Annotated in this window: 26 protein-coding genes; 4 read left to right on the top strand and 22 right to left on the bottom strand. The window is 49.6% G+C overall.

Annotated elements, in window-relative coordinates; translation table 11 throughout:
- Positions 1 to 156 precede the first annotated feature (156 nt).
- The 3 genes from ACZ520_RS05040 to ACZ520_RS05030 form a co-directional block, all read right to left on the bottom strand.
- Positions 157 to 546, bottom strand: coding sequence for a hypothetical protein (locus ACZ520_RS05040; protein ID WP_374032305.1), 390 nt, complete (start codon positions 544 to 546; stop codon positions 157 to 159).
- Positions 546 to 1,538, bottom strand: coding sequence for a hypothetical protein (locus ACZ520_RS05035; RefSeq protein WP_464127681.1), 993 nt, complete (start codon positions 1,536 to 1,538; stop codon positions 546 to 548). The genes ACZ520_RS05040 and ACZ520_RS05035 overlap by 1 nt, the downstream gene beginning before the upstream one ends.
- A gap of 80 nt (positions 1,539 to 1,618) precedes the next feature.
- Positions 1,619 to 2,050: a hypothetical protein gene (locus ACZ520_RS05030; RefSeq protein WP_232468670.1), complete on the bottom strand. Its 432-nt coding sequence runs from the start codon at positions 2,048 to 2,050 to the stop codon at positions 1,619 to 1,621.
- A 184-nt stretch (positions 2,051 to 2,234) separates the two neighbouring features.
- Here ACZ520_RS05030 and ACZ520_RS05025 point away from each other — a divergent pair, with 184 nt between their 5' ends.
- Entirely contained in the window at positions 2,235 to 2,690 is a 456-nt protein-coding gene (locus ACZ520_RS05025) for a hypothetical protein (RefSeq protein WP_417870092.1), read from the top strand.
- Between the two features lie 8 nt (positions 2,691 to 2,698).
- Here the strand turns inward: ACZ520_RS05025 and ACZ520_RS05020 are convergent, their stop codons facing one another.
- The 5 genes from ACZ520_RS05020 to ACZ520_RS05000 all read right to left on the bottom strand — a co-directional run bounded on the left by ACZ520_RS05020 (position 2,699) and on the right by ACZ520_RS05000 (position 7,910).
- The gene (locus ACZ520_RS05020) at positions 2,699 to 3,067 is read right to left on the bottom strand and encodes a hypothetical protein (RefSeq protein WP_464127680.1); all 369 of its coding nucleotides are present in this window, start codon (positions 3,065 to 3,067) and stop codon (positions 2,699 to 2,701) included.
- The gene (locus tag ACZ520_RS05015) at positions 3,064 to 4,419 is read right to left on the bottom strand and encodes a gluzincin family metallopeptidase (RefSeq protein ID WP_464127679.1); all 1,356 of its coding nucleotides are present in this window, start codon (positions 4,417 to 4,419) and stop codon (positions 3,064 to 3,066) included. Before ACZ520_RS05015 ends, ACZ520_RS05020 begins: the two co-directional genes overlap by 4 nt.
- A gap of 59 nt (positions 4,420 to 4,478) precedes the next feature.
- Positions 4,479 to 4,871, bottom strand: coding sequence for a hypothetical protein (locus ACZ520_RS05010; RefSeq protein ID WP_088565929.1), 393 nt, complete (start codon positions 4,869 to 4,871; stop codon positions 4,479 to 4,481).
- Positions 4,872 to 5,024: 153 nt separating this feature from the next.
- Positions 5,025 to 6,929: a methyl-accepting chemotaxis protein gene (locus tag ACZ520_RS05005; RefSeq protein ID WP_374032300.1), complete on the bottom strand. Its 1,905-nt coding sequence runs from the start codon at positions 6,927 to 6,929 to the stop codon at positions 5,025 to 5,027.
- A 75-nt stretch (positions 6,930 to 7,004) separates the two neighbouring features.
- Entirely contained in the window at positions 7,005 to 7,910 is a 906-nt protein-coding gene (locus ACZ520_RS05000; protein ID WP_088565931.1) for a LysR family transcriptional regulator, read from the bottom strand.
- A gap of 113 nt (positions 7,911 to 8,023) precedes the next feature.
- On the opposite strand from ACZ520_RS05000, the gene ACZ520_RS04995 reads away from it, so the two are divergent.
- On the top strand, positions 8,024 to 8,743 hold the full coding sequence (locus ACZ520_RS04995; protein ID WP_374035147.1) for a hypothetical protein: 720 nt from the start codon (positions 8,024 to 8,026) through the stop codon (positions 8,741 to 8,743).
- Between the two features lie 80 nt (positions 8,744 to 8,823).
- On the opposite strand, the gene ACZ520_RS04990 is transcribed toward ACZ520_RS04995, so the two are convergent.
- From ACZ520_RS04990 to ACZ520_RS04980, 3 genes are all read right to left on the bottom strand, one after another.
- A complete protein-coding gene (locus tag ACZ520_RS04990) occupies positions 8,824 to 10,245 on the bottom strand; it encodes a M16 family metallopeptidase (RefSeq protein ID WP_464127678.1) in 1,422 nt (473 codons plus the stop codon).
- Between the two features lie 2 nt (positions 10,246 to 10,247).
- Positions 10,248 to 11,648, bottom strand: a complete 1,401-nt coding sequence (locus ACZ520_RS04985) for a M16 family metallopeptidase (RefSeq protein ID WP_088565934.1) — start codon at positions 11,646 to 11,648, stop codon at positions 10,248 to 10,250.
- Positions 11,649 to 11,783: 135 nt separating this feature from the next.
- The gene (locus ACZ520_RS04980; protein ID WP_088565935.1) at positions 11,784 to 12,290 is read right to left on the bottom strand and encodes a flagellar basal body-associated FliL family protein; all 507 of its coding nucleotides are present in this window, start codon (positions 12,288 to 12,290) and stop codon (positions 11,784 to 11,786) included.
- Between the two features lie 162 nt (positions 12,291 to 12,452).
- Here ACZ520_RS04980 and ACZ520_RS04975 point away from each other — a divergent pair, with 162 nt between their 5' ends.
- Positions 12,453 to 13,451: a L,D-transpeptidase family protein gene (locus ACZ520_RS04975; RefSeq protein WP_088565936.1), complete on the top strand. Its 999-nt coding sequence runs from the start codon at positions 12,453 to 12,455 to the stop codon at positions 13,449 to 13,451.
- Positions 13,452 to 13,515: 64 nt separating this feature from the next.
- Here the strand turns inward: ACZ520_RS04975 and ACZ520_RS04970 are convergent, their stop codons facing one another.
- From ACZ520_RS04970 to ACZ520_RS04930, 9 genes are all read right to left on the bottom strand, one after another.
- Positions 13,516 to 14,508: a Fe(3+) ABC transporter substrate-binding protein gene (locus ACZ520_RS04970; RefSeq protein WP_088565937.1), complete on the bottom strand. Its 993-nt coding sequence runs from the start codon at positions 14,506 to 14,508 to the stop codon at positions 13,516 to 13,518.
- 83 nt (positions 14,509 to 14,591) lie between these two features.
- On the bottom strand, positions 14,592 to 15,017 hold the full coding sequence (locus tag ACZ520_RS04965; protein WP_464127677.1) for a hypothetical protein: 426 nt from the start codon (positions 15,015 to 15,017) through the stop codon (positions 14,592 to 14,594).
- Between the two features lie 140 nt (positions 15,018 to 15,157).
- Positions 15,158 to 15,343: a hypothetical protein gene (locus ACZ520_RS04960; protein WP_088565939.1), complete on the bottom strand. Its 186-nt coding sequence runs from the start codon at positions 15,341 to 15,343 to the stop codon at positions 15,158 to 15,160.
- Positions 15,344 to 15,412: 69 nt separating this feature from the next.
- Positions 15,413 to 16,159 carry a rhomboid family intramembrane serine protease gene (locus tag ACZ520_RS04955; protein ID WP_232468671.1) on the bottom strand — a complete coding sequence of 249 codons (747 nt, stop codon included), beginning with the start codon at positions 16,157 to 16,159 and terminating at the stop codon, positions 15,413 to 15,415.
- Positions 16,152 to 16,772: an HIT family protein gene (locus ACZ520_RS04950; protein ID WP_088565940.1), complete on the bottom strand. Its 621-nt coding sequence runs from the start codon at positions 16,770 to 16,772 to the stop codon at positions 16,152 to 16,154. Before ACZ520_RS04950 ends, ACZ520_RS04955 begins: the two co-directional genes overlap by 8 nt.
- Before the next feature lie 2 nt (positions 16,773 to 16,774).
- On the bottom strand, positions 16,775 to 17,182 hold the full coding sequence (locus ACZ520_RS04945; RefSeq protein WP_374032295.1) for a hypothetical protein: 408 nt from the start codon (positions 17,180 to 17,182) through the stop codon (positions 16,775 to 16,777).
- Positions 17,183 to 17,185: 3 nt separating this feature from the next.
- On the bottom strand, positions 17,186 to 18,154 hold the full coding sequence (gene sppA, locus ACZ520_RS04940; RefSeq protein ID WP_088565942.1) for a signal peptide peptidase SppA: 969 nt from the start codon (positions 18,152 to 18,154) through the stop codon (positions 17,186 to 17,188).
- Between the two features lie 149 nt (positions 18,155 to 18,303).
- Positions 18,304 to 20,103, bottom strand: a complete 1,800-nt coding sequence (locus ACZ520_RS04935; RefSeq protein ID WP_198298014.1) for a 30S ribosomal protein S1 — start codon at positions 20,101 to 20,103, stop codon at positions 18,304 to 18,306.
- Between the two features lie 221 nt (positions 20,104 to 20,324).
- Positions 20,325 to 20,837, bottom strand: coding sequence for a hypothetical protein (locus ACZ520_RS04930; protein ID WP_088565943.1), 513 nt, complete (start codon positions 20,835 to 20,837; stop codon positions 20,325 to 20,327).
- A gap of 119 nt (positions 20,838 to 20,956) precedes the next feature.
- Here ACZ520_RS04930 and ACZ520_RS04925 point away from each other — a divergent pair, with 119 nt between their 5' ends.
- Positions 20,957 to 22,249, top strand: a complete 1,293-nt coding sequence (locus ACZ520_RS04925) for a hypothetical protein (RefSeq protein WP_464127676.1) — start codon at positions 20,957 to 20,959, stop codon at positions 22,247 to 22,249.
- Here ACZ520_RS04925 and ACZ520_RS04920 read toward each other — a convergent pair.
- The gene (locus ACZ520_RS04920; protein ID WP_374032292.1) at positions 22,246 to 23,124 is read right to left on the bottom strand and encodes a TIGR02285 family protein; all 879 of its coding nucleotides are present in this window, start codon (positions 23,122 to 23,124) and stop codon (positions 22,246 to 22,248) included. The two genes, ACZ520_RS04925 and ACZ520_RS04920, sit on opposite strands and share 4 nt — an antisense overlap.
- Positions 23,125 to 23,346: 222 nt before the next feature.
- A complete protein-coding gene (gene cmk / locus ACZ520_RS04915) occupies positions 23,347 to 24,000 on the bottom strand; it encodes a (d)CMP kinase (protein ID WP_464127675.1) in 654 nt (217 codons plus the stop codon).
- Between the last annotated feature and the right edge of the window lie 11 nt (positions 24,001 to 24,011).

The raw sequence follows: 24,011 nt of genomic DNA, 5'->3' as shown, positions 1-24,011 counted from the left end.
AAAAAGTAGGATTGCCGAGGATACAAGAGCCTTAAATAGCATGATCAGGTCCTTTCGTCAGTTTGAAGAACACGTCCAAACTACGACGAACGAACACCGATTATTAGTTCATTAAAGTTATTGATGATTAACTTTTGGGAATATGTCTGGAAGCACTTAAAATTTGAATTTGATGGTTTGGATTTTGGCAGTCCCGTTTTCTTTCACGAAAACGACATAGCCATGGGATTCTTTTTTCAGTCCGTCCAGTTTCATGCAATAGGCCGATTCGCGCGGCTGCGGACGCATGGGCTGCACCGGGGCGTTTTCTTCGCACTCGCTGATGTCGGAAAACGAAATCCCCTGATCCAGGAACTGAATCAGCTTGGCTTTTTCAGCAGGCAACAGTTTTTCAGAAAGTTCATAATTGGCACAACGTAAAAGGTCAGATTCATTGGCTCTTTGTTTTTCACAGGCCCGGAAGGATTTCCATGCTTTGCGGGCTTGGGATGCATCGACTTTTTCCCCCGCCGACCAGGCCAGGGACAGCAACAACAGATACATCATTACTGAGCCCCTTTCTTTTGTTTTTCACCGAAAAGTTTAAACAACAGATAGTCCCCACCACCCGACATCGCCGCCTGCGCGGTATCAATGACATCTTTGGTGGTCATCGGAGAGGCTTTTTCAATTTGGGAAGTTCCTGTACCGCGACACTTCGGATGCAGCAGCAAGGCGGCTTTGTCCGCATGGACCTTTTTGGCCATCTCGCAGGCATTTGCATCCACCGGGCAATTCATATTCCATTTTTTTGTGACCGCGGTGATACGGTCATGAATTTCCTGGGTGGCAAAGCTGCTGCAATTGATGGTTTCATCCATCGCCGGTTCAAAGTAGTTCGCCAGATCAAATTCGCGGCTTTGCACAAACTTTCCGTCTTTGCACACGATCAAGGGCGGAGCTCCATCAAACAGATCACGCCAGAAATAAAGGCCTTTATAGTTGGCCATCAGATCGGCATAGGATTTCACACCGGGACGCTGCAACCCCCACGTCGCATTTTCCTGCATGATCCCAACTTCCAGCGCCTTTTTCACTTTGTCAGCCGGGAGCTTCGGATCCTGCCCGACCATGTCCCAATACATGGAACCGTGAGAAAAGAAGTGATCGATCTTATCAAACCCCACAAAAAAGATTTGACCCTTCACTTGTACTTTGGCGCTTTGGGAAAAGTAAAGCTGCGTGTACGGCTTGCCGGATCCATAAGGGACCTCGGTGTGAACTTTCGGCCCCGCCTGCGGCACATTGAAATACAACGCTTTGGTGATTTGTGGAAGGTTGCGATCCAGATCGTCTTCCAGATATTTCAAAAATCTTTTGCGATCACAGGATTTGCTGCTGTAGTTGTAATTATCAAGTGCCATCGTCAACAGAGCGTTCACCACGCGGTTGATTTCAGCATTGGCCACCACCGCATTCTTGTCACGACGGGCGGAAAAGTTGTCAGGCTCTCCAGCAAAGACATTCCAGGAAAATAAGAAGACCAAAAAAAATGCCATTGGTTTTATTATCCAATGGCATCGTCATTTTGCCCAGTTTGTTGAAAGGCCCTAAACAGAATCAGACCTTGGTACTACGGCTAGGGCTGCTGGCCACGCTTTCCGGCCCACAGTTCAATTCCTTCAGGGGACAAAATCAGATTGAAGCGGTCCTCCATAGAGCTTTCAAAGGCCATCTCAAAGGACTGTGGAAACTCCTTCGTCGCCACAAAAGCCTTCACGCTGCGGCCTTGGATTTTCACGATCTCAGACGGCAGGAAACGGATGGTGCAAGTGGCTCTGACATCTTCGCGGGCGCACTCGATTTTTACACTTTCATCGGCACTCAGCCAGCGATAGCGGCCCTCAGCTCCCACGGCATCCATGAACTGCTGGATTCGCCCGTAAGCGCCACGCTCGTTCAGCAGAACGCCGACCTTTTCTGCGCGATGAAACACCGCCACCGAGTCCGCCGCGGCCTGGGCCCCTGCTCCTGCCAATAACATCAAAATCACAACCATCAATGCCTTCATACAGAGTCCTTTCATTTAGGTGACCTTAAAGATCCACCTGAGGAATACGAGAAAAATCACTGAACCACATAAAAACCTGTCAGACACCATAGAATGCCCCGTCACAATCCTGACAGTTATGGTAATTTTGCCTATCAAGCCCCCACCGCTTTACACCGGCCCCTGGCTTCTTTATGTTCGGCCCATGCTTAGATATTTGATTTTATTGCTTTTGTTTACACCCACGATCGCTCAGGCCACCTGTGTGCCCAGCGATAATTCCTGTGAATTTTATGCCTGCAAAGAGCGCGAACACGCCTGTGGTAAAAAAGGATACTGGCAAGACTTCGGCTACCCCTACTGTGAGAAGTTCTTAGTGGACGAAGAACGGTTCTCTCCCCGTTCTCAGATCTGGCTTCAGGATGTGCGCTATTGTCTGCAGGAACGGGTCCAAGAGGTTTCTGAAGGCACAAGCTGCAAAAACCTTCATACGCAAGCAATGGACAGTCACGTCAGTTGTTATGTCGACACCGGCTTTTGCGATCTGACCTATATGGAGCAAGTCCGAATCTATTGGTATCTCAAGGGGGCTTTGCGCAGCAAGGACACCTGGCGCGAGGCTTATCTGCTGAAGCAGGCCTGTGCCAACAGATTCAACTAGGCTGAAGCTCACTCTGCCCGTCGCTCCCAGATAAACGACAGATCCTCTTCCCCCATCAGAACTTTCAGATACAAGCGACCGTTCATCTCCCGAAGGACGGTCCAGCTTTCAAAGCCCAAACGCATGTCAGAATCCTGAGAACACCAGGGTGCATTGTCAGGATGAACTTCAACCACCTTCTGATAAAGCTGATCCTGACTCAATGAGTACTGAGCCCGTCTTTCACAAAACCCCTGCTCCCCTTCGCGCCAGTAGCGCAAGGTGTTTTCAGTTTCAGAACTAAAGTGATAGACGATCTGCAACGCCGGATTCGGCGGCGGCAACTCCTGCCCCTGATACAGAAGACCCACAAAAATCCAAATTCCCAGCAGGCTCATAACCATCCTCGCTTGGAAAGAATCCCATTCACTTTTCGCGCATCCTCCATCGACAGACTTTCAGCACAAACCTCTTTCAATGTGCCGCCAAAATCAGCGAAGTCACTGCCTGGCACCAGGCGATTCAAAACCGCCATGGAAAAATCCAGGCCCTTTTTAAAACCCAGTTGCTCAGAGATTTCCCACAAGGTGCCGCTGACAATTCCGGAATCGTGATACAATCCCCCATTTCGGTCCGCCACCGTAAGATCATTCAAGACGGTCCGGCGAAAAGGGGCTTTCTTGTAAGAGGCTTCGCCCATACGGGGACTTCCCAGTTGCATAGCTGTGAAATAGTCGGCAAAGCCCTCGTTCAGGGATCCACCTTCCCCTTCAAAGGGAAGTTTCGCCAGCACATCAATCACCGCGTGAGCACTTTCATGCACTACAATGGACGGATCGCGCGGAATGTTCTGATAGAATTCCCCGTCGCCCTGGCCCAAACGAATTTTCCCCTGGTAATAGAAGGCCGAATTGGTTTTTTCAGGATAGCCCACAAACACTTCGGCCTGCACCTGAAACGGCATTTTGAATCCCAAACGGTTTTGAAACCAGTTGAACGATTCATTCAAATATACAAACGCCTGCGCTTGATCAAAGCGATGGTCCTGCGTTGAAAACTTCAACGGACCTGCCACTTTGTCGATCTTGTCGGGGGCCTGCGAACTTACATACACCCAATGATTGGCCAGAGTGGGTTCCAGATAAAGACCTTTTAAGGGAACCTCTTGCACAGATCCCAACAAGGGGCCGCGCGGATACACCCAGGCGCTGGTATCAATAAACTGAGAACCCGCAGGCCTGATAGAGCGCACTTCCAGATTTTGATTCAACTTCAGTGTCCACATCTGGCCTTTGAGATCCATATAGTCCACCTGCCAGATGACTTCATAAAAACCACCTCGCTGGGTAATCACCGGAGTCACGCTTTGCGGGGGACGCTTGCGAAACAAAGGAAAAGCCGATTGAAGTTTCCGCTGAATTCCTGAGGATTGCTCCGCGACAGAAGCCAAATCCAAGTGGGCAAAAGCGATCTCCGGTTTGACAGCACCGGCCCGGACACGCTTTAAAACACCATCGGTGGCAAGAATTTCTTTTTTGTAGGCAGATTCAACCACCAGCCCTTGATAAATCTGAGGTTGCAGACGAACCCATTCCCGACCAGAGAGGTTTTTTTCTGCCGGAGCGAATTCGAAGCCCGCAAGCTGCGCCGTGATCTTAGTCTTGTCGCCCTCTTTCCAATCGTAGGTATAAAATGACGCCTTGGTGCAGCCGACAAAAATTAAGGAAAGTAAAATCAGGATAACGTGCATGGCAGCGATCCCTTCAAAAGAAAGAGGGCTTTAAAAAGCCCTCTTTTGGGTGCAAGTTCTTACTCGATCATCACTGATTTTTCGATGTAAGTGCCATCCCCATTTTCAAAGTGCAAAGTGTGTTTTCCCGGGGCAAAACGGCCCAGACGGACTTCTTTCTGGAAAGGAATCAGAACCATCAGGCACATGCCCGGGCTCACTGTCGCGATGGATTTGACACTGTGATAGTAAGTGTCTTTGTGATCAATTTCAGCGCTCTTCCATTTGTAACAGCCATTTTGGAAGATGCCGTTCACCACAACATAAACATCAGATGCGGAATCAAAACCACCCGGAACATAAACACCACTGATGCCAATCTGAACATCTTTGGCCACACCCTGTTCCTGGGATGCCATTGCTGAAGAACCAAGACCTAACAAAGCTGCCATAATCAGAGAAACGAATTTCATAGTGACTCCTTGAACTCTGCCGGTCATCGGCAGGGACCCGTGCTTGGGTGATTGCACTGTATGCCCGCCAAAAAAAATCAAGCATGACCATGATCATGCTTGATTCTATGAGTTATAGGAATCCATCCCCCGAGTGGAGAGATTCATTTCAAATTAAGCTGCTTTCCAGCCTTCTTCGTCCATGTCAGAGTGCGAACTTGTCCCTGATGTCAGTTTGGCGACAGGTGCTTCAACGCCTCTGTCCCCGTACACAACATTGTTCAGCTCATCAACGACATTCTTCATTATGGCTGCCTGAGTATTGATCTCTTGAGCCGTGCCCGCGATTTCTTCAGAAGAAGCCGCATTGGACTGCACCGACTGATCCAGTTGGTTCATCGCTTTTGAAATCTGAGAAATACCTGTGGACTGCTCTTCGCTGGCCATGGAAATCTCGTTGTTCAAATCAGAAACCTTCTTCACAGACGTCACGATGGCCTTCAGCATTTCGCCGGATTTGGCGGATTTGTGTGTGCCGCGCTCGATCTTTTCAACGGATTCCTTGATCAGACCCGTGATGTCTTTGGCCGCCGATGCAGATCTTTGCGCCAAAGTACGAACCGCTTCCGCAACCACGGCAAAACCTTTACCATGTTCACCGGCACGTGCCGCCTCGACCGAGGCATTCAGGGCCAGCAAGTTTGTCTGGAAGGCGATATCATCAATCACGTTGATGATTTCTTCGATTTGTTTGGACGATGCTGAAATCTCATTCATGGAAGACAGCAACTCGCCCATCTCTTTTTCACCCTGAACCGCCGTTTCAGAAGACTGCGCGGAAAGCGCCGCCGCCTGTTTCGCATTGTCTGAATTCATTTTCACCATGGAAGTCATTTCTTCCAAAGCTGCCACCGTTTCTTCCAACGAAGCTGCGGAAGAACTTGAAGATTCAGAAAGGGACTGACCTGCAATGGACAACTGATGGATCGCAGAAGAAACCAGATCACCGGAGTTCTGCAATTTTTCAGCAAGACCGCTGACGGACTTGGAGATATAGCGCGCAATCATCATCACTGCCGCCAACAGCACAAAGATGCCGGTCAAAGAAATGATGATCTGAGTCCATACCGCCGCACTGGCTTCCGCCAAAACAGTTTTGGTCGGAGTTCTGACGATCAATGCCCAAGGCTCTTCTGTCGCGCCCACGTTCATTGGGGACACCACATACAGGTATTCAAGGCTGTCTTTTGGATCAACGCCGGTGATAACCAGTTCTTCACCCTTACTGATGGCCGCTTTGAATTTATCCGCTTCAAACGGGTATTCCGCCGCTTTGGTGATCAAAGCTTCATCCGGATGGGATACATAGTTTCCATGGGCCGTCACCAGGAAGGCTTGTGAAGTTTCAAACGGCTTGATGCCCGCCGCTTTTTTCTGAAGGTCCTTCAGCGGCAGATCCACACCCGCCACGCCGACGAATTTACCATCAATCACGATAGGCACAACCGCAGAAGTCATCAACACCTGCACCCCATCAATTGGGTACAGATAAGGCTCCACCATGGTTTCTTTCAAACGCTGTTTTGGCACAAGATAATAGTCACCCTCACCCTGCTTGGCGTAACCCACCAGCGGCGTCAATGAGGACTTGCCCTTTTCCCAGTTCAGGTACGGAACAAAACGACCGGTTTCATCGTGGCCTTGCACAGACACGTATTCAGAGTCCTTGCCATCCCAGGCATTCGGCTCCCAGCCCGTCCATGTACCGATCACGAATTTGTTTTTTTCCAGAATCTCGCGCAAAGCTTCAGCGACCTGGGAGCGGCCGGTGTTACCGCGCTTTTTGAAGGACTCAAGAATGTGAGCCACGTTGCGGGAAATATCCAGGCCGCGTTCCACTTCCAAACGCATTTCCGTGGCATACGCCCTTCCCATGGCCACCGTCTTTTCCGTTGCGGCTTTTTCCGCATTGTCATGACTGTTGCGAGCCATCAGGAATGTCATCGTTCCCAACACCAGCAAGGCGATAAGAATGATCGGCACTGCCAGCTTCACCTGAATTGAATAGCTTTTTTTCATGGACGTCCCTTCTGACGAAAAAAGATCTGAGAATCTCTTCGGTCAAAAGGGCTCACATATTAATGGGACCTTAGATCAGCCTTTTTCCTGCTGGGCCAAGGTCTGATAGAACACCTCGACCAAAGCACGGCTGTCCGAGTTCTTCTTATAATAGAACATCAGATCGATTTCATAGTGCATGTCTTTGACGTACACCCGATTCAAACGGCCTGAACGCACCTGTTTCTTGATGGAGTGAGCCGGCAGGAACCCCCAGCCCAACCCCGCCTCGATCACGCGCTTCAAAGTTCCGACGTTCGATGATTCAAAGATCGAATTGACCTTCGCCCCTTGGGTCTGGATCTTGCCGTGCAGTTCACTGTAAAAAGCCGGGAACTCTTCAGTAAAATCCACCAGCGGGAAAGATCCCATGTCCTTCACCATGATTTGTTGGGGCATTTTTTCGTCTTTGCTTGAACCCACCAGCCACATTTCTTCTTTTAACAAGAAACGCTGCTCACTGCTTTCAAGCTCGGAAGCAAACTCGGTTTGAACATCCGGCAAAATCAGCACGTCGTACTGGCCTTTTTTGTATCCCTTGATCAGCTCTTCCCCACGATCGTACTCAATCTTCAGGGTCAGTTCCGGGTTGTGGCGCATCAGACGTCCCACAATGGGACTCATCACGTGCAAGCCCAAAGAGTTCAGTGTCCCAATTCGCAACTGTCCCTTCATTTGATTACCGATGGATTTAATCGCGATTTCAGCCTGTTGGGTCAAATGAATGATCTTCTTGGCATACTCATAAAGCACCTCCCCTTGAGGAGTGGCCTTGATTGAGCGCACGCCCCTTACCAGGAGCTCCACACCTAGATCTTCCTCCAGATTGCGAATCTGCTGAGACACCGCAGGTTGAGTCAGATAGAGCTTATCTGCCGCAGCAGTCATGCTCCCTTCGCTGATGACAGTCACAAAGGTGGTCAGCTGATAAAGGTTCTTCACAAGAAAATCTCCCTTTTGCTCTTTGATCCGAGAGGAAATTGTTATTATACTTGAACTTCAAACGCCTATTCCGGCAAAGCCGGAGTACCAATGGTCAACCAGCCGAGGTCTGCATGAAGTTACGTTTGTTCGCATCACTCGCCGTTATTCTACTCAGTTTTAGCGCCCATGCAAAAGTCTTTCGTAATGCTTATATAGCTTTCGAAATGCCGGAAACCTGGAAGTGCAACCTGGAGCAAACCGAGTGGGTCTGCCGAAGCGAACAAACCAAGGAAGCCAAAGAGGCCATCATCATCCTGACGGCGAAGGAAGTGGGACCTACGGACACCTTTGCGCTTTATGAGTCTCACCTGAACTCCCCGATCTCTGTGGCTCTTAAAGGGGGCGGTGCTGCCGAGTCCAAGATCGTCTACAAATCCAAATCTGTCCAAATCAATGACCAGACGTGGATTGACTCCCTTCACCTGGGCTCCGAAGTTCCGAACTACTTCACCCGTTATCTGGCAACAATTAAAGACAAAATTGCCATCCTGATCACCTTCAGTGCCCACAAGCAGTACTACACCAAGTACAGCCAGGATTTCTTCAAAGCCGTGATGAGCTTGCGTGTGATTGCCTCCAAAAACCTTCTGGCCAAACCAGAACTGGGTCCGATCCGTCCGGGGTCTGAAACACTGGGGGCTCCGATCAGTTCTGCGATGCCGGCAGACATGCTTCAGGGTGAAGAAGAAGGCGGCAAAGGCAACAACAAAGCCCTGCTGCTGGGCGGAGCGGTTCTGCTGGCAGCCCTGGGAGCTTACATCTTCCTGAAAGCCCGCAAAAGAAAACGCTAAGAGTTCACTTAAAGACTTAAAAACAAAAAAACCCGCTCTGTCTTCAGAGCGGGTTTTTTATTTGTACTGTTTGTTCTGTCTTATTTGATTCGCTCAATGGTCGGCTTGTACTTTTCAAACTGTGGAATGATCTTTTCATCCCCATAGACCAGAACCTTGAACTTCGCCGGTTCCACCGCTTTTTTGAAGGCGGCGTTGGCATCCTTCGGTTTGATGTTCCCGACTGTTTTATTATAGTCCGTCAGGTAATCCACCGGAATGCCATAAAAGTCCAAGGCCAGAAGGTTGTAAGCCAATCGGTCGGCCGTTTCAATGGCCCGTGGGAACTGCCCGATCAACTGGTTGCGACCCGCTGCCACTTCCTGTTCGGTGGCGCCACTGGAGGCAAAGTCAGAAACCACCTTCAGAGCCTCTTCCATGGTCTTTGCCGCCGTTTCATTTTTCGTGAACGTCGTCACATCGTAACTGCCGCGTTCTTTACGCACATCAAAGTAGGAATAGATCGAATAAGTCAGCCCCTGATCGTCACGCACTTTCTGATTCAGGCGGCTGGCAAAGCTGCCACCCACAGTCTCATTGGCCAGACGCAGGCGCAGGAAATCGTCATTTTTGCGGGCAATACCCAACTGCCCCATGCGAATCTGAGTCTGCTGCAGACCCTTTTTGACAATAAGTTTGACCTGCAGGGACTCATTTACTGGCGGCGCATCCACGGCCACTTCCGGAATAGTGCGTTTGGTCCACTTGCCGAAGACCTCCTGAATTCTGTTTTCAAAAGCCAGATCGAAGCTTCCCACCACTGCCAAGGAGGCATTGTTCGGACGATAGAATGTCAGATAATGCTTGATGATGTCCTGCTTGTTGATAGAACGCAAACCGTCGGGAGTGCCATTGGTATCGCGTCCATAGGGATGGCTGCCAAAAATAAACTGATCCATTTTTTCATCGGCAAACGAAGAAGGATTGTCGATCTTCTTTTGCAATGCCGCCAGCATCTGCGAACGCATACGCCCGATTTCAGCATCTTTAAATGCCGGATTCATCGCGACATCCGCAAACAGACTTAGTAAAGTGTCAGCACCGGAGGACAATGAATCGGCATACACCGTCGTCACGTCCGCTCCAGGGGAAACATCCACCGAAGAGCCCAACTGACCAAATTCATCCGCCAGCTTCAGGGCATCACGGCTTTGTGTTCCCTGCTCGAGCAAATAAGCTGTCAGCGCATTCAGGCCTGGCTTCTGAGACCCTTCCTGCATGCTGCCGGTTTTCATCATCAGGGTCAGACTGACCCGAGGCAACGAACTGTCATGAATGAAGAACACCTTCAGACCGTTTGAAAGTGTGATTTCCTTGTAGGGCTGAAGTTTGAAAGAACCATTCCCCTTGGTCACATAGCCGTCAGATGGCGGCTTGCTGACCGTTTTTTTACCGGGACTAGAGCAGGAAACAACCGCAGTGCACACCAAAGGCAAAGTCAAAGCTAAGGCTAAATTTCTCATGTCTACTGTTCCTTTTTCACTTTGGGTTCAAGGGTGATGATCGAGCGCTGTGTTTGCTGAGTGTATTTGTCGGCCACTCGTTTGATGTCATCCGCTGTCACGGCCTGGTATTTTTCCAGATCTGTGAACAGGCTTTCATAGCTGCCAGTCACAATCTCATTCACGGCCAGGGCGCGCGCTTTGCCATCCATGGTTTTCAAAGAATCCACAAGATCCTTCATCACCTGGGTTTTGGCTTTTTCCAGCTCGGCTTCAGAAACTTTCTGATTACGCAATTTCCAGATTTCGTTGTAGACGATATCTAAAGATTCTTGGGAGGTCTGGCCCGGCTTCAGGTTTACACCCACCGCGAACATACCTTCATCCTGCATGGCATAGTTATAGGCATAGGCTGAGGTGGCGGCCTGTTTCTGATACACCAGACGCTTGTGCAAACGGCTGGAAGTGCCATAGCCCAGAATGTTGGCCGCCAAATCAAGAGCATACATATCAGGCTGACCCTGCTTCGGGCTCTTGAAAGCAACCACGAACGAAGTGTTTTGAACGTCTTTGCGCAAAGTTGCGTTCTGCTGAACTTTCTGTGCAGGTTCGGAAGGGTATTTTCTTTCCGGCAAAGGACGGGACGGCAGTTTGCCATAGTATTTTTCAATCAGGCTTTTCACTTTGGAGGTGTTGAAATCCCCTACCACCACCAGCACCGCATTGTTCGGCACATAGAAAGTGTTATAGAAGTAGCGAAGCTTTTCAGAATCATAAGCCTCGATGTCCTTCATATAGCCAATCACCGGCCATTTATAAGGATGCACTTTGAAGATCGTTCCCATCATCAACTCGCGCAGCAGGCCCATGGGATTGTTGTCGACTCTCCAGCGGCGTTCTTCTTTCACGACTTCTTTTTCGCTTTTCAGATCTTCCGGGCTGATCAGCAGTGAACTCATGCGATCCACTTCCATGTCCATGACCAGCTCCAGCTTGGAGCTTGGCAGGTTTTCATAAAAGCCCGTGTAGTCATTGGTGGTGAATGCATTATTGGTGATGCCATTTTCGTGGAAGATACGGTCAAAGGACTTACCGTCATACTTCTTAGCACCCTTAAACATCATATGTTCCAGCATGTGTGCGGCCCCCGTCACTCCCGGGGATTCATCGCGGGAACCCACGCGATACCAGGTGTGATAGCTGACCATCGGAACGGCGTGGTCTTCCAAAAGAAGCACTGTCAGACCGTTTTCCAGCGTGAACTTTGTCACTGGCAGGGAAATCTTCATGTCGTTTTTCGGAGCCCATCCTTGAATGGTTCCGATAACGTCTTTTTCCGGAGCTTTCGGTGCAGGGGTTGGGTCCACGGCGTAAGCAGACAGGGACAGGCTCAGCCCCAGGAGCAAAGTTGAAATCCGTTTCATAGATGCTTCTTTCGTTGGTTATGCAATAGCCCCTAGTTTGAAACTGAGGGGCTATGAATACAACGACCTTGAGGACTTTTAAGACTTTTGGCAGATATTGCCGCAGGAACTACGGAATCAAACTATTGCACCTGATTATTGAACGACGAAGTCAGAGAAGAAAACATCCTTCACAACACCACGACGAAGAATACCATTCACTTCACCGGCAATCTTGTCTTTCAGGAACAGCTTGCCCTGAATGCTGTCGAGGTCTGAAAACGGTTTTTCATTGAGCAGGCGGACAATGCGGTCACGGGCTTTGGCGCGGTTTTCCGGCTCCATCACCTCTTCAAAACCCTCTTTACCCAGCATCTGCAGGTTGATCTCCAGACGGATGGTGCGCTTGGGCTCGCCGCCCAGATTCACCGTGAACTTATCCATGGTATAAACCAAAGGCGCCAGATCCGCTTCATCAGAAACAGAGGCCAGTTCGCGATCGGCATCTTCTTCGGTGATTTTGGGACTTTCCCATCCCATCGTCGAGGCATAGACCATGTAACCACCCGCGCCCATCACAGCCAAATTCAGGACTGCGAAGACAATCTGAAATAGCATGGCGGTATTCTTTGGTTTTGCAGACGTCTCTTGTGCTTCAGCCATTTGTAACCCTCTGTTCATTGAAACTATCGGTGAAACAGGCTTAGGTCTTAATATCAAAGGCCACTTTATTTACATTTTAATTACACGGAAAACGTTTAACCTCTGGACACCCGAGGACAGGCACTTGACAAGTTTAAGCCCTATTCGGGCATAATAGTATTTATGAGACTATTGCTCACGGGCTGTGCTTTATTTGCGTTGAGTCTGCCGGTTATGGCGGGCCCTGCTGTCGCGCCGTCTTCTCAAATTGAAACAGACCTGCTGCCTGCTTCCCTGCTTCAGATTTCTGAAACCGAAGCCTTTTCCCGCTATGTGTTCCTGGTGGATAAAGAGCAGCGCAAACTTTCTGTGTTTGAGCGCAATGGTGAATTGATTCAAAAAATCACCGAGTACCCTGCTGACATCGGCAAAATGGGTGGCAACAAAACCAAACGTGATGATCATAAAACTCCGGAAGGCATTTACTTCCTGCAAGAGCGTTTGAGCCAGCCAAAAATTCCGTTCAGTCTTTACGGGGCTTTGGCCTTCACGACGAACTATCCAAATCTTTTCGACAAACGCGAAAACAAAACCGGTTCCGGAATCTGGTTGCATGCGATTCCCGACTCGGTGCCTTTGACCCGCGGCTCTCGTGGCTGTGTCGTTGTTCGCAACGACGTGATCAAGAAGCTTGCGGACTATATCAAGCTGGGTGAAACACCTATTTTGATTTTTGATCACGTGAACTATGTTTCCAAATCCGAACACGACAAGCGCCGCCAGGATCTAAGCCGCTTCGTGGAAAGCTGGAGACAGGCCTGGGAAAATCAGGACATTGAAAAATACCAGACCTTCTATGACGAAGGCTTCAAGGCTCCAGGCTTCAATTACAAGTCCTGGATGAGCCACAAAAAGAATCTGAAGTCCAAATACGAGTACATCAAAGTTCACCTGTCCCAACCGTACATCGTTCAACACAACGATCAGTTGCTGGTGAAAACTCTGCAGCGCTATGAATCCGACAAACACGTCGATTATGGTGTGAAGACAATCTATGCCCTCAAGTCCGGTGACACTTATAAAATCATCAGAGAAGAGTGGGCTCCGTTCAGTCAGCAGGAAGTGGCGGCCGCGATTGCTCGCGAAAACTCCATGACAGCTTCCTCCCAAAAAACCCAATAGCCGGTTCTAAAAACAAAAAAGCCACCCTTATCAGGTGGCTTTTTTTTATTTCGATCAGTTGAAACTATTTGTAACCCGCTTTTTTCATCAGCTCGATGCCTGCTGGCACAAGCTCAGAAACCGCATTTACGTTGGTCATGTCTTCAGCAAAACCACCGAACTCTTTCAGGATTGGCGCCATGTCGGCTTCTTTGCTGGCAGGGTACTGACTGAAACCACCAGCAACCGCTTCCTGAACCGGCTTGGAAACCATGAATTCAAGGAACGCATTGGCTGCCGCTGTATTTTTGGAGGACTTGGTGATACCGATACCCACACCGTTGATGTGCGCACCAACTTTGTCCTGCTCAAGGAAACGAACGCCCACTGGATAATTCACATCATCACGAACAATCGGCGCCAGATAGTACGTGTTGGCAACACCGATCGCGCAAGTGCCGTTGGCGATAGCCGCGATCACGTCACGGTCACCTTTCAAAGGCTCTACGGCAAAGTTTTTCACCCATGATTCAAGCAGCGCTGTTGCCTGGATTTCACCGAAGTGTTTGATGAAGTAAGCAGCCATTGCTTCGTTATAGCTGTTTTTGGAGGTTCTTACGCACAACTGACCTTTCCATTTAGGATCGCCCAGGTCCGCATAGGTTTTCAGATCTTCCGGATTCACTTTCTGGGTGTTGTACATCACCGTGCGTGCACGATAGAACAACAGGAACCAGTTCTTGTCGTCAGAGATCAAATGAGAAGGAACTTTTTCAGTCACACCCTGGGATGTGAAGGACTGCAGGAAACCTTTGCGGTTGGCTTCACCCATGTAAACGATGTCTTTATCCAGATAAAGATCCGCGCGGGAGTTCAAACCTTCAGTTTCAAGTTGTTTCAAAAGATCAGTCGAGGATGCAAACACCACTTCCACTTCAATGCCCGTGGCTTGAGTGAATGGTTGCAGGATTGGCGCAAGTCTTTCGCCGTCATAAGAGGAATAAAGTACCAACTTGTCAGTTTTCGCCTGAACGGACACAGCCGCCAACAGAGTCACGATTGCGCTCAAAATTCTCATCAGTTGCTCCTTTGAAATTTTGGACACAACTAAGGCATTCCACTGCAATCGTCAAATTTTTCAGGGAAATATCCGAACGAATCTCAGTACACTTTCAATGCGTTTTCGTTTAGGGAACTACGGCGGCTAACTACCCCGGGGACCCAGTTCACACAGTAAAAACGACTGAAAGGCACATCATCAACCTGCACATCATTCTGCGGATGAACCAGCACAAGCTCATACACCATGTTTTTCTCCGGCACCAGATAGGCCCGAAATTGGGACCACGGAGAATCCACCACAATCTTTCCGGATGCCGAAACATACTTTTTCCAGCCGAAGTCTTTGGTCATGCGGTCGGCCTGGTAAAACATCAGACGGCTGCGCACGTTCTTCCCATCCACGGCCAAAGAGTAACGAAAGATCAGATTCGAATTTTTAAAATCGCCCCGGCATTGAAAGCTCTTTTCGGAAGCTTGGACGAGTGGAGCTGATAAAAGAACAATCAGAATAAAGAGCAGTCTCATAAGACTATTAGTGACCTGGAGACAGACTCGTGCAAGCAAAAGACCCGCAAAGGACAGGATAACGTTCCACGAACCCCTGAAACGCAAAAAGCACAACCCCAGGGCTGTGCTTTTTTAGATTTCACAAGAAGTGACGAAGCCTAGTGGTTGTCGTCGTCTTTTGTGTTTTTGCCGTCCATAGTGAACGTCTCAACGTTGTGAGAAAGATCTGGAAGTTGCTCAAGGTGCTTTTGCCATTCTTCTTTAGTCATCTCACCCGCGTTGATCTTGTTTTCAGTCATACGCTTGTCATACTTCAAATTTTTGTTAGCTTGAGCCAAAGACATAAATCCCCTTTTCGCAATCGAGCCCCCATTTATAGCCCAAAAAAAAGGCCCCGTAAAGGGGGCCGTTTGTTAGTTCCAGTATTTCGGAGGTTTTTCGTTCTTTTCGTTATTAACAACTAATCTCAGGTTCCGGCCCTTGCTCTTGGCCTTCTTTTTCCATTCATTCCGGTCAAACCAGCCCTTCATTTTAAGGCAGATAAAGCCGGCCACGATCCCGCCCAAGTGAGCCAGATAAGCCACTTCCCCACCTGCGACGCTGGAAGTCATAAGGGAGGCCAACTGCACCAGACCCATCAAAGCCACGAAATACTTGGTCTTCATCGGGAACAGCATAAAGAAGTACACGATGCGCTCGCCGAAGATCATCCCCTGCGCCAGCAAAAGACCGAAGACCGCCCCCGAAGCCCCCACCACCGGCACAATCAGACCAGTTTGAGAACCCGTGATCAGGGCATAAACCCACACACCCAGGCAGTACAGGATCGCCGCGCCCACCCCGGCTACCAGATAGTAGATCAGGAAGAACTTGGAACCCCAGCGCTGCTCAAGCTCGGCTCCGAAGAACCACAGCATCAGCATATTAAACAAAATGTGGGTCACCTGCATGGAGTGCAGGAACATGTATGTGAACGGCTGCCAGATATGGAAGTCGAACAACACCTTACCCGGGAACAGGCCAAAGATGGACGTGAAAGGAACACGCAGGAAACCTTCCAGGATCACTTGGAAAACAAACCAGATAGCCACATTGATGATCAGCAGCCACTTCACCACCGGAGTCATGGGAGCTGTTTGGAAAGTCACGCCTCTATTCATATTTTCTTAAAATACTCCATACCTTCTCGTAGGTCTGCTCAAGACTTTCAACCAAGACCTTGGTCTCAGCAATCAACGGGAAGAAATTAAGGTCCCCGGTCCATCGGGGAATCACATGATAGTGCAAGTGCTCAGGAATCCCCGCCCCGGCCACCGCCCCGTGGTTCAAACCCACGTTAATGCCCCCTGGCTGGTAAAGCTCATTCAAGGCCTGCATCGTCAGACGAATGACATTTTGCAGGTCATGGTATTCTTCATCAGAAAGTTTTAACAGATCCCCACAATGGCGTTTTGGCAAAACCAAAAGGTGCCCGCTGTTATAAGGGAACTTGTTCAGAACCACCATCGAGTGCTTGGATTTAAACACGCACAGGGTTTCAAAGCTGACTTTTTCCTCTGAAGCCCGGCAAAAAACACAGCCGTCGGGTTTGATCAGTTTACGCACGTATTTCATGCGGTCCGGACGGAACAAAACATCACGCTCCATCGGCCAGACATCCTTGCCGATCTGAATTTTACCATGAGCGGCCACGGGGGCCTTGATGGGCGCTTTTCTTTTCGCAGGGGTCTTTTTCGCGGATGTTTTTTTGCGCGCCTTTTTGGCTGCTGCCATGCTTACTCCGTGCTGTCAGTGAAATAGCTGGAGGTGCCTACCAGACGGTTTTCAACAAAGAAAACCATCACACAATTCTTGCGCATCTCGAAGCCGATTTCAGTTTTGTTACCACCCGCAGGATTCAACAAAACCAGCTCTGTTTCAAGCTGCGGCGTCTCGCAGACCAAAGGTTTCAGTTCAAAAACAGTGACGGGAACGTAACCGCCCCCGCCCGTGATACCGACAAATTCAAATTTCTGGCCCGTTTTAAACACCACGCCCGGTGCAGGCTCCAGATCCGCGGTCAGATAGTAAATACCTTCCCAGCGGACATCAAACCAGGCTTGAGGCTGACGCGGATCCTGAGGATTCGCCCCGGCCAAAGCCGTACTAAGCACTGTCAGTAAAAACAGAGCCACATTCTTCACGGATTACTCCCAGTAACCCGGCATCAACATCAACGGCTGATTCAGATATTTCGCGCGCAGGATGTATTTCATCGCACCTTCCATATCCGCACCGAAAGATTTGCCTTTCAGAACATCGGCGAATTCCGCCATGCTGTTCAGGTCGTCTTCCGTGTCACCGCCACCAAGGTCAAAGATGCTGACTTTCTTTTTTGGAACTTCAAAGACATCGTAATTGTCGCCCAGCTTGGCGATTTCCGCTGCCAGCTTCACAGCGTCGTCATAGTAACCAACTTTGTCGGCAAAGCCCACTTTCACAGCGGTGGCACCAGTGAACACGCGCCCATCGGCGTATTCAGCCACAACTTCCTCTTTCAGTTTGCGCTCTTCAGCCACAGTGCCTTTGAACTGCGCATAGACTTCGTCGATCATGCTTTGGAACAAGGATCTTTCATCTTCACGCATCGGGCGATATTCAGCCCCCGAGTCCTTGAATTTGCCCGAGGTGATGGAATAACGGGAAATCTTAGCCCAGTCGTACAGTTTTTCCAGATTCGCAAATTCCATGATCACACCGATGGAACCCACCAGCGCCCCTGGAGCCACGACGATCTTGTCGCAGGCCACGGCGGCATAGTAGGCACCACTGGCCATCACGCCTGTGCTGACACAGACAACCGGCTTTTTGATTTCATCACGAACGCGTTTGATTTCAGCGAACATTTCCTGGGAAGGCCCCACAGATCCGCCCGGAGAATTGATGCTGATCAGGATCGCTTTGACCTTGTCATCATCACGGTACTTTTTAAGATTTTTAATGAACTTCTTGCCGTTAAGAATAACGCCGTTCATTTCCAGATGCAGAATGGTGTTTTTGGCAGTGACACGTTTGTCTTCACTTCCGAAGAAGTCCCCGCTCATTTTCAACAAGGCACCCAGGCCTACGAACACCAAAAAAATAATCACCAGTTTTTTGAAAAAGCTGCCCTTCATACCAACGCTCCCGAACGGTTTGAAATAGGTCCCTTTCCAAATAAAAAAAGGGACCCTACTAGGGTCCCTCTTTAAAACTTGTCAGTCAATGCCGGGTCAGGGTCCAGTCGCGTCGTTTTGCAACGACTCGACCTTTCTCCTATTCACGACTATTGCTTGTCAGTTTTTACGTTTTTCAACTGGTCAGCAAACAAGTCACCGAAAGTGGACTTGGAAGTTGCAGTCGCTTTTTTAACGTAATCGTCAACATCCGCTTTTGCTTCGCGAAGTTTAACAAGTTTTGCAGACAAGCCGATCTTACGAGCGTCTTTGTCGATAGAGATAACTTCAGCTTTTACAGACTGACCTGGCTTGATGAATTCTTCAACAGAGTTGATTTTTTCAGTAGTCAGTTCAGAAATGTGGATCAAACCTTCGATATCGGATTCAAGTTCAACGAATGCACCGAAGTCAGCTGTTTTAGTGACTTTAACATCGTGTTGAGTGCCGATAGCGTATTTGTTCTCGATGTTTGACCAAGGGTCAGACTCAAGTTGTTTGATACCCAAAGAGAATCTTTCGTTCTCGATGTCCACGCCCAATACAACCGCGCGAACTTTTTGGCCTTTAGCATAAAGTTCATTTGGATGATTTACACGTTTAGTCCAAGAGAAGTCAGAGATGTGAACCAAACCGTCGATGCCTTCTTCGATGCCGATGAAGATACCGAAGTCAGTTACGGATTTCACTTCGCCTTCGATGATTGTACCTGGAGCGTATGATTCTTTCATTTCAACCCATGGGTTGGCCTGAAGTTGTTTCATACCCAAGCTGATGCGGCGGTTTTCAGTGTCTACTTCAAGAACCACTACTTCAACTTCTTGATCAACAGTCACGATCTGAGAAGGGTGTTTTACACGTTTAGTCCAGGACATTTCAGAAACGTGGATCAGACCTTCAATGCCTTCACCAAGCTCAACGAATGCACCGTACTCAGCCAAAGATACAACTTTGCCTTTCAGTTTAGTGCCTGGAGGGTAAGAAGCTTTTACGGATTCCCAAGGATCTGCGTGAAGCTGTTTCATGCCCAAAGATACGCGTTCTTTTTCTTTGTCATACTTAAGAACTTTAACTTGGATTTCGTCACCAACGTTCAACATCTCAGAAGGATGTTTTACGCGGCCCCAAGACATATCAGTGATGTGCAACAAACCGTCCATGCCACCAAGGTCGATGAACGCACCGTAGTCAGTGATGTTTTTAACAACACCAGTAACAACAGAACCTTCTGCCATAGTGTCAAGAGTTTGAGAGCGCAAGCTGTCACGTTCTTCTTCAAGAAGCGCGCGGCGGGAAAGAACGATGTTGCCACGTTTCTTGTTGAACTTGATAACTTTGAATTTGAACTTCTTGCCCAGGTATACGTCCATGTTGCGAACCGGACGCAGGTCGATTTGAGAACCTGGAAGGAATGCTTTAACGCCGATATCAACGCTCAAGCCGCCTTTAACTTTAGCAACAACAGTACCTTCGATAACTTCTTCGTTTTCTGCTGCTTTAGAGATGTCTGTCCAAGCACGAAGCATGTCTGCTTTGTCTTTGGAAAGAACGATCATGCCGTTTTCGTTTTCGATACGGTCGATCAAAACTTCTACTTTGTCTCCAGCTTTCACATCGCGTACGCCGTCAACAATACGGAATTCGTTGATCGCGATCAAACCTTCAGACTTGTAGTTGATATCAACAAGAACGTAGTCAGACTGAACTTCAACTACAGTACCTGTTACAACGTCGCCGACTTTGAAGTCTTGTTCTTTCATGGAAGCTTCGAATAGAGAGTCGAAGTCGCCACCTTTGTCAGCTTTCGCATTCAAAATGCCAGGATTTGCTGGAACCTTTGCGTCTTCAGCATCCAAGAAAGCAAGAACTTTCTGTTTCTCCAATGCGGCTTTGTTCAATTGTTTTGTCATATCGTTTTTTGTAAACCTCCCACGTAGTAAGACCTCTTGGATCCTACCCGTAACCTTTCTTCGCTCTTAAGGCGAATCACTGGTTTAGCGACCTAAGGGGTCGGAAGTCAAAGGTTTTACGCACGCCAGCGAGGTTTTCGTGGTCCTGTGTTATTTGAGGTAAACTTGGGACGCAAAAAAGGCCCTCGAAAGGGCCTCAAGTCGCATATATTTCAATACAGCTATTCCCGCTGAGACTGCCTGCAGGCTTGGATTTCACTGTCAAACCACTCTTCCTGCTTCTCATAAGAGGCTTTATAGCCTTCAAAGCGCTTCAGACGCTTATTCAGGTCCTCTTCCCGCAGGGTGATCAGGGTGCCGGATTCATCCACCCCGGTCTGCCGGGCGAGCTTGTTTTCTTCTTCTGTCAGGATGTTTTTCGGAATCATGTCGACCTTGCCACCGGCTTGCGGGCTGGTCTCCATTTTACAGTCGCGCAGAACGCCGTACTTGCCCTTGTTTCCCAGATCACGGTTGCCATAGATGTTTTCCTCCATCGTATAGACATCCGTCTGCACCTCCTGAAGGTGCTGAATCAGATTCTTCTTTTCCTGCACGACATAGCTGTCATCGCGCTTGCCGACGGTTTCCTGCCCCATAAGCTGCGCGTCCTCAAGCTCAGTATCCAGCTTGTCTTTGGAGGAACAACCCACCAGGCTTGCGACCACAAGCCCCGCCAGCCAAATTGTTTTCATAATTCACCTCGCCCTTCCAGAATACCGTGCGGAACGAAAAAACCAGCTTGTACTTTTACAAGGCCCGCTGACAGCCCTGGTCCTGTCCTGATTTCATGGTCTGATTCGGAGGCAATCCCATGAAGTACCTGCTGTTTTTGCTGGGGCTGATCAGTGCGACCGCACAGGCCCGTTATGAAAAACACATCGACTCGGCCCTGGATTTTCTGGCGCACTATCAGACGACAGGCCGCGAAGGCTATGAGCCCGGTCAGTGGCGATCGCGGGTGACATCCTATGTCCCCAGCGCGATCGGCGTGGGCAGGTTTGGTGTCGCTTACGATGAGCCCAGCGCCTTTTCAGCCGCCGCCACCTCCAACGTTCTGGCAGAGACCTATTTTTACAATCCCCGTCTTGGCAAGATCCCACCCATGGTACGCAAAACCGCCCTGGGGCTGGCCCCCTATCGCTGGGGAAACCTGTTTAATTTCTACCCACCCTCCAGTTTCAAAGGCGTTCCGACCCGCGGGCCGCGCAACATGTATCTGGCCCCGCAGTGGAAAGGTTTTGCCAACATCCCGCCGGACGCCGACACCACCTCGGTCACTCACACCTATTTGCATTTGCTAAAAAGCCTGGAGGCCGGCCAATCCCCGCGCCACAAGGCCGCAGCCCTGCCTGAAGAGGTGATCGACGCCTTTTCTTCAGCCCGCGACCTGTCCCGCCTTCCCCACACTTACAATGCCGCGCAACTGCACGTGAACACCGGGGCCTTCATGACGTGGCTGTGGGACGAAAAAGATCCGGACATGCCACGCAATATCTTTGCAGCCCCTCATCGAGGCACGCGGATTCCGTTCAACGTCAACGACGTCGACTGCGTCGTAAATGCCAATGTGCTGAAACTTCTGACCTACGCCAGGAAAACCGAAGGACCCGGTTATCAGGCCAGTTGCCGGCACCTGAACCGCGTTGTTGAAAAAAGACAGTTCTATTTCTGCGGAATGTACTATCCCAGCCGCTATGCTCTGCCCTATGCGATGGCTGCCACGATCAATGCCGGGGCTTCGTGTCTGGAGCCCTCGCGACAAAAGCTGCTGAACTATATTCTGGCCCTGCAACACAAAGACGGCTCCTGGCGAAACAGCTTTATGGCAAGGCCGGATTATGCCCATTCCACCGCCTGGGCACTGAATACATTGTTAATTCTGGGCGACCCCAAAAATGAATGGCATCGGGAGCGTGTGCGCCGGGGGTTGAATTTCCTGCTGTCGCAGGCCCAAAAAGATTCCACCGGAAAGCTTTTCTGGAGTGGTCAGGTGTTCTTTGCCGCCACATTTGTGGCAAGATTTCCGGTGGTGTGGAGGTCAACTGGTTACACCACGGCCCTGGCCGTGAAAGCCCTGACCCTGGCTGATTTGCGCTGGAACTAAGGTGGAGTGTCGTACAGATCCCGGTAACTTTTTTTCATGTCCGGCGGAAGCTCCTGCATGAAGTACTTATAGATTTTGCCCTTCACATTTTTTTCACGCACGGCGCGGGTCAGATCTTTCAAAATCTGTTCGCCGCGCAGGGATTTTTCACAGGACGCCCACACCGAAATATGGTTGGGCATGTTTTTGACATTCAAAAATTTCAGCGCAGGCACGGCGATATTGTTGCGCTCGTAATCGGTTTTTTCCAGTGCGTAAGCCAAAACACCGTTGACCCGCTTTTTTTCCAGCATCAAAAAAAGATTTCCCATGGCACTGTCACCGACAATCTTTGTCGCATGCCCGCTGTGGGAAAGAATGTCATCAATCTGCTGGGTGTAGGCACGGCTTTGAATAACCCCCAGGCGAAATTTCCCGGTGGCCAGCAGCTCTTTTAAATCCACGTCCTTTTGATCATCCCGGATCCCCGGCGTGCCTTTGGCGTGCACCACCAGCCCCACAGGAAAAGCCCGCGCCAGTTCGTCGCCAAAAATCAGAAATTTTTCCCGCTCTTTCGTTTTTTGCAAAAGCACCGTGCAATACCCACCCTGCCCACTGAAAAGCTTTTCCGCCCGCGTGAACGACACCCGCACAAAACGGTGCGAATAACCCGGCAAGGCCCGTTCTATTTCCTGATAAATGCTGGCAAAAGGTCCCTTAGCTTGTGAAATATCAACCATCATTCCCTCGCCTGAAAGCACCAAAAACGGAGGGAAATCATTCACGATCCACTGAATAGCAGGCTTCTGCGGCGGCGGTTCAATCGCCCCAGCAATTTGTGGCAAGAGCCACATCCCAAAGAATGAAAAAATAAAAGAAAAAAGGCTGCGTTTCATAAAGCCTTTTAAGATTAACGGAACAAAGCCCCCAACGGAAAACTCGCACAGGATCTCTGTCAAATTACTGGAGTTCCCGACAGACCAAGGTCGCTCAAAACGGTTCAAGCGCAAGTCGGCTCCCCGACTAATAGTATCCTGCTATTTTTGCGCGTCAGTCCGAAGTGTTGAGGGCAGGAGCCCTCAACACGCAGTCAGATGAGCCGTTTTCAGCGGCCGCCCTTAGATTTTGTTTTTTACGTATTCTACTACGGCGTCTACGACTTGATTCAGATTCAGTGCCGTTGTGTCCACAACCAAAGCATCTTCTGGCACGGCCATCGGAGCCACTTTGCGAGTGGAATCTTGCAGGTCACGCTGCTGCTGGGCTTTCACCATGTCTCCATGGTCCAGACCCAACTCTGCCGCACGGCGGGCCGCACGGTGTTCACTGTTAGCAGTCAAATAAACCTTGGCTTCCGCAGAAGGAAATACCACGGTGCCACAATCACGGCCTTCAGCCACCAGACCTTGAGGGCCGGCAGAACAGTTGCGTTGAGCATCCAATAGCGCCTTACGCACTTCCGGATAATGACTGACTTTACTTGCGAAATTGCCCACGTCTTCGTGAGCGATTTGGTCGGTGACGTCCTGGTCTTTGAAGAACACACGAGTGCGTTCATCATCCATCTTCACGCTCCATACCGGATCGTGAGTCAGATTGGCCAAAGTGGAAACGTCATCCAGATCAATTTGCAATTGAAGAGCGGCAAATGCCAAACCACGATAGAATGCACCCGTAGAAACCCACTGCCAGCCCAAACGACGAGCCAGCTCACGACTTACTGAAGATTTTCCGGAGGCCGCAGGGCCATCAATCGTAATTACCATTCCCATAATTCTCCAAA

This window comes from Bdellovibrio sp. BIS2, assembly GCF_055398295.1.
The sequence above is the reverse complement of the archived record's forward strand: the minus strand, read 5'-3'. Positions and strand labels throughout refer to the sequence as shown.

Coding starts and splice junctions, on each gene's coding strand:
- ACZ520_RS04960 (WP_088565939.1), bottom strand. CDS start 15,343: ATGTCTTTGGCTCAAGCTAACAAAAATTTGAAGTATGACAAGCGTATG.
- ACZ520_RS05015 (WP_464127679.1), bottom strand. CDS start 4,419: ATGCACGTTATCCTGATTTTACTTTCCTTAATTTTTGTCGGCTGCACC.
- ACZ520_RS04920 (WP_374032292.1), bottom strand. CDS start 23,124: ATGAAACGCAGCCTTTTTTCTTTTATTTTTTCATTCTTTGGGATGTGG.
- ACZ520_RS05030 (WP_232468670.1), bottom strand. CDS start 2,050: ATGAAGGCATTGATGGTTGTGATTTTGATGTTATTGGCAGGAGCAGGG.
- ACZ520_RS04970 (WP_088565937.1), bottom strand. CDS start 14,508: ATGAGAATTTTGAGCGCAATCGTGACTCTGTTGGCGGCTGTGTCCGTT.
- ACZ520_RS05010 (WP_088565929.1), bottom strand. CDS start 4,871: ATGAAATTCGTTTCTCTGATTATGGCAGCTTTGTTAGGTCTTGGTTCT.
- ACZ520_RS04980 (WP_088565935.1), bottom strand. CDS start 12,290: ATGGCTGAAGCACAAGAGACGTCTGCAAAACCAAAGAATACCGCCATG.
- sppA (WP_088565942.1), bottom strand. CDS start 18,154: ATGAAGGGCAGCTTTTTCAAAAAACTGGTGATTATTTTTTTGGTGTTC.
- ACZ520_RS04965 (WP_464127677.1), bottom strand. CDS start 15,017: ATGAGACTGCTCTTTATTCTGATTGTTCTTTTATCAGCTCCACTCGTC.
- ACZ520_RS04955 (WP_232468671.1), bottom strand. CDS start 16,159: ATGAATAGAGGCGTGACTTTCCAAACAGCTCCCATGACTCCGGTGGTG.
- ACZ520_RS05005 (WP_374032300.1), bottom strand. CDS start 6,929: ATGAAAAAAAGCTATTCAATTCAGGTGAAGCTGGCAGTGCCGATCATT.
- ACZ520_RS04925 (WP_464127676.1), top strand. CDS start 20,957: ATGAAGTACCTGCTGTTTTTGCTGGGGCTGATCAGTGCGACCGCACAG.
- ACZ520_RS05040 (WP_374032305.1), bottom strand. CDS start 546: ATGATGTATCTGTTGTTGCTGTCCCTGGCCTGGTCGGCGGGGGAAAAA.
- ACZ520_RS04990 (WP_464127678.1), bottom strand. CDS start 10,245: ATGAGAAATTTAGCCTTAGCTTTGACTTTGCCTTTGGTGTGCACTGCG.
- ACZ520_RS05020 (WP_464127680.1), bottom strand. CDS start 3,067: ATGAGCCTGCTGGGAATTTGGATTTTTGTGGGTCTTCTGTATCAGGGG.
- ACZ520_RS04975 (WP_088565936.1), top strand. CDS start 12,453: ATGAGACTATTGCTCACGGGCTGTGCTTTATTTGCGTTGAGTCTGCCG.
- ACZ520_RS04950 (WP_088565940.1), bottom strand. CDS start 16,772: ATGGCAGCAGCCAAAAAGGCGCGCAAAAAAACATCCGCGAAAAAGACC.
- ACZ520_RS05035 (WP_464127681.1), bottom strand. CDS start 1,538: ATGGCATTTTTTTTGGTCTTCTTATTTTCCTGGAATGTCTTTGCTGGA.
- ACZ520_RS05025 (WP_417870092.1), top strand. CDS start 2,235: ATGCTTAGATATTTGATTTTATTGCTTTTGTTTACACCCACGATCGCT.
- cmk (WP_464127675.1), bottom strand. CDS start 24,000: ATGGGAATGGTAATTACGATTGATGGCCCTGCGGCCTCCGGAAAATCT.
- ACZ520_RS04995 (WP_374035147.1), top strand. CDS start 8,024: ATGAAGTTACGTTTGTTCGCATCACTCGCCGTTATTCTACTCAGTTTT.
- ACZ520_RS04985 (WP_088565934.1), bottom strand. CDS start 11,648: ATGAAACGGATTTCAACTTTGCTCCTGGGGCTGAGCCTGTCCCTGTCT.
- ACZ520_RS04930 (WP_088565943.1), bottom strand. CDS start 20,837: ATGAAAACAATTTGGCTGGCGGGGCTTGTGGTCGCAAGCCTGGTGGGT.
- ACZ520_RS04935 (WP_198298014.1), bottom strand. CDS start 20,103: ATGACAAAACAATTGAACAAAGCCGCATTGGAGAAACAGAAAGTTCTT.